Annotated in this window: 3 protein-coding genes; all 3 read right to left on the bottom strand. The window is 63.1% G+C overall.

Features of this window, described 5'->3' with window-relative positions; genetic code table 11:
* Positions 1-912: ISAs1 family transposase (locus ACZ4MF_RS48680; protein WP_467500850.1), on the bottom strand; the 912-nt coding region annotated here is incomplete at its 3' end.
* Positions 913-1,091: 179 nt separating this feature from the next.
* A complete protein-coding gene (locus ACZ4MF_RS48685; RefSeq protein ID WP_467500852.1) occupies positions 1,092-3,023 on the bottom strand; it encodes an NHL repeat-containing protein in 1,932 nt (643 codons plus the stop codon).
* A gap of 198 nt (positions 3,024-3,221) precedes the next feature.
* On the bottom strand, positions 3,222-3,809 hold the full coding sequence (locus ACZ4MF_RS48690; RefSeq protein WP_467500854.1) for a hypothetical protein: 588 nt from the start codon (positions 3,807-3,809) through the stop codon (positions 3,222-3,224).
* Positions 3,810-4,335: the final 526 nt, after the last annotated feature.

A 4,335-nucleotide genomic window follows, 5' to 3' on the forward strand; every position in this document is an offset into this window, starting at 1 on the left:
TTCGCCGGCGGGCTTGCGGCGGCGGTGGACGCGGATGGCCAGGCGAGCGTGGGGGAAGACGATTCCGCCGAGTTGGTCCGCGATCCCGCAGGTCTTGATCGAGCGGGACTCCCGCCTGCCGTGCCCGGAGGCGGAGGTGGTGTGCTGGACGGGAATATCCCGCCATGGCAGGGCAGCAAGCTGGCTGTAAGCGGTCGGCTGGTTGGCTTTGATCACGGCGATGTAGTGGGCCTTCTTGGTCTCGACCAGCCAGGAGATGTTCGCCTTGACCGAGTGCAGGGCGTCGAAGGTGACGACGGTGCCGGCCAGGCCCAGCGGTGCCAGCAGCGGAGGGAAGTGTGTAGTTTCGTTCGTCTTCGCGCCGACCTCCACCTGGGCGAGGGTCACGACGGTGCCGTGAGTGGCCGCGGAGAGCAGATGCCGGCGCGTCGCGGTGAGACGGGCTGATCCCTTGAGTGCTTTGCCGTCGACAGCGATCGCACGCGACCGCCCGGACGCGGAGGGCGACGGCGACTGGGCGGGTTCGGTGGCGGCGCGGTGCCGGTCGGCCAGGTAGGCGCCCACCGCCCGGTCCAGGGCATCACCGTCAACAGCCCCCAGCACACGGCCGATCGTGGCCGGCGCCGGAGTGTGCCGCCATCTGAGCAGGTGGCGGCGGATCCCGATCACTGCCAGGAGTGCGTTCGGGGCACGCTGGCCCCACTCGGCGAGTTCGTCGATGCTCCTCGCTCCCGAGACGACCGCGCAGGCACACACCAGCAGGATCGCTGTCAGCGAGTACCACCGGCCCCGCCGTGCGCGCGGGTCGGGCACCGAGTCGAAGTAGGGGCGCAGATCAGCGACCCGGTCAGCGTCCAGCGGACCCAGCTTCGCCAGCACAGCAGGGACAGGAGAAGATATGGCAGCAGGCACGGGCCACCTCGTGATCATTGGGTTTCAGAAATCACAATGATCACGATGCCCGTGCCTGCTCTGCACCCCGACCGGTCGCTACCCGACCGGCCGCACGACCCCGGAAATTGCAACCGCCCTGTCGACAACCCACACGATCAAGGAAGCCATGCCCGCCCACCCGCGAAAGGCGACCTACGCTACGACGTTTCCGGAGCCTCGAGCAGCACGTCGGGGATCTCCCACAGCTGGCCGGACATATTGCTGACGTAGATCTTGCCGGTGCGGCTGTGCAGCCCGACGCCGCAAGCATCGCCAAGCCCGGTGGCGACCACGCGCTGCAGGCCCTTGGTCTTCTCATTCAGGTCGACCTCGTGCAGGCAATCGCCCGCATGGTCGGAGACGTATGCGCGGCCCTTGCCGTCCAACGCGACGCGGGTGCTTGCGGAGAAGGTGGCGACTTCGCCCTTGGTGGCGCCGGAAGGGGGATTGAGGTCGACCTCGTACAGAGGGCCGCTGCCGTACCGGCCGACGTACGCCCTCCTGCCGTCCCTGTCCAGCGCTACTCCGGAGGCATACGCCAGGCCCCCGATGACCGGCTTCGTCCTCGCCTCTCCGCTCTCCAGTTCGTCCTTCAGATTGACCGCGATCAACTGCCCGTTGTTGTAGTCGGTGACATAGGCCCCGTCCGACCCGTCCAGCGCGAGGCCGTACGCGTAGGGGACTTTGGCGACCTCGACGACTTCGACGGCCTTGGAGTCATCGAACAGGTTCTTCACCTTGCACAGGCGGCCACCTGAGTAGTCGGTGACATACGCGACCTTCTTCGACAGGTCCAGCGCCACATCCACGATGTCGCCCAGGCCGCTCGCGACCTCACGCCAGTTACCGGAGCGGAGATCCGAGGTGAGATCCACCTCGTACAGCCTGCCGTTCCGGTCGGCGACGTACGCCTTGTCGTTCGGCTCGTCCAGCGCGAGGCCGTACGAACTGCCCAGCCCGGTGGCGCGCACCGAGGGAGCCGTTTTCGGGTGCTCCTGCTCCTTGCCCATGCCCTTGTGAAGGCGGTGCTTCTCCACATCGAAATTGAGTTTTTCAAGCTCGAAGATCTCGTGCACCCCGGCAAGGGTGGAAACGACCTCAGCCTCCCCTTTTTGCAGGAACGGCTTGCCTTCATCGGTCAAGTCGAAAGCCTCCGCGGCTGTGCCGGTCTCGCCGAGTTTCCATGCAAGTACCCTGGAATATTTCAGCTCCCTGGCCTGTGGGCCGCTCGGGCGGGTCTCTTTGACCTCCACCGGCTCGGGGTAATACAGAGCGACCCACCCACCGAAGGAGATGGGGTATTCGTAGTCGAACCTCCGCACCTGACGTCGCTGCGTGGCCAGGACGTCCACGCGGCTGCCGACTTTGCCGCTCAGCGTGGACGAAGTCTTGAACGAAGTGGTCAGCGAACCACTGACAGAACCGGTGATCCCGAGCATCAGCTGTGCCGACAATTCGCCAGTACCCGTGGCGGTGCTCGTGGCCGTTGACGTGCTCGTCGTCTGCGACTGAGACTCCGTGTCAACACCTTGATTGTCTTTGCTGTTCTTCAGGGTGGTCTTCTGAGATTGATTCAAAGCCATGCTCTTCTGCAGCTGCTGCTGCAGTGACGCAGTGGCTTTTACCCCGAACGTGAGCTGCACCTGTCCCTGGAGCGACCAGCTGATCGTGTTCGAGATCGAGAATTCGACCGTGTGCGACCAGTCGGTGGGGATGGGGTCGGTCCGATTGACGTACGTCTGCTTGGCAATCACGTCGGGAGGGGGCTGCGCAATGTCGCCTCGCTCTTCGACGAGTGGCACACCCACCGTCATGTAGGCGATCCACCCGAGGTCGTGCGCAGTGTCCTCCGCAGGAAAGTCGAATCGCCCCTTGTTCAAAGAAAATCCGGTAGGGGAGACATACCGGTCGCTCCCATCCTTCGCCTTCTTCTCGGCCTTCCGCTTCAGCTTTTCCTTGTCCCGCTCCAGGATGGCAGCGGCCCTTCCGGCGATGCCGAGTTCCTCCAGGTTTCGCTTTGTCAGCGGGTGGCGCACAAATCGTTCGCCGAGATGGGTCGTACTCACATTGTTCTTGGTGGGACCGCCCATGGCCTTCAGCCTCCTTGCATACCAGAACTGAACGATTTGTCAGGGATTACTTGTGAACTGCTGACGGCCCGGCATGCCCCAGTGAGGAGTCGTCAGGCTGCCGAGCGGGGCCGTTGCTGCTGCTCAAGGGCGGCGGACTCATAAAGCTGAGGTCTTCGATCAGCCCTCGCGCCCCCCGAGTCGGCTCCGAGCTCAACCTCACCCCTTGGTTGACCCGTCGTCGGTCCTTTTAATATCTTTGACTGATTGACGGTTATCCTTCCTCGATTCTTCCAGCTGCTCGTCGCTGATCTTTGGGCGGCCTTCCTCCCTGATCTTCGGCCGGTCTTCTTCCTTGATCTCCACTTTCACCTTCTTGAATGCCTCATTATTGACCGAAGACGCCATACCGGATGTGGACTCGGGGTTCTCACTGGCTTCTTTCTGCTTTGCCGCTGCCGTCTGGGTGTTCTTGAACAGGGGGCTGATGAAGTTTTCCATGATGCTGAGCGCCTCAGGCGACGTGTCGCGCACAATCTTCGGGTCGCGCACAGCGTCAGGAATTCCGTCGTAGAGCTCGGGATCGACCCCCTCCCTTTCGGGCCGAGCCCCGGGAATCTTTTCATGGACCTTCCGAGCGGACTCTTCGGCGGACTTGGCTGCACTTCCGCCACTGTCGAAGATGTTCTTAAAAGTCACGAGACTTCCCTCCGGATTCTCTCGATGGACACGAAACCAACCCTTGCGAAGAGGCCGTTTCCCCTCGCCGCGATGCCGGGATGCCGGGATCAAAACCTTGATGTTCAAGGGCTAAGACCTCGCACACCCCGACGGGGGGCGCTGACAAATGGGCCCACAAAGACTGTGGCGCATTTCGCCAACGCAGGCTGTGCACGCGTCGCTCTTGCTGTCCGTACCTTTCTGCCCTTGCGTCATTCTCCGCGTGCACCAGGATCTTCGTGCTGCTGCCTACCCCCTCGTTAATCAACCCATGCGGCGCGGCCCTGCGGCTTCTCGTCCATCACCTGGCCACAGGCTGACTGCGACGTTCTTATCCGGCCCCCATGACGGCTGGAACTGCTCCCCCAGTTGTTTTTCCATTGAACGATACTCTGAAATGCCCCGCGTGCGACCTGCGTCGACCAGCTCGGAGGGGTCGCTTCGCGACGTCATCGAACTGCAGATTGCATTGATTCCTGGCCACCCCAATGTCCCCCGATATGGGGCCGGGACTGATCGGTCTTCTGCCTTTTGGCCGGGGGTGAGCCTCGAAAGCAGGGGCAGGCATCGTCTGTATGTCCGAGCCGTCGGCGACCGTCAGGTGGCGGCCCTT

This window comes from Streptomyces sp. NPDC025793 (genome assembly GCF_055558375.1).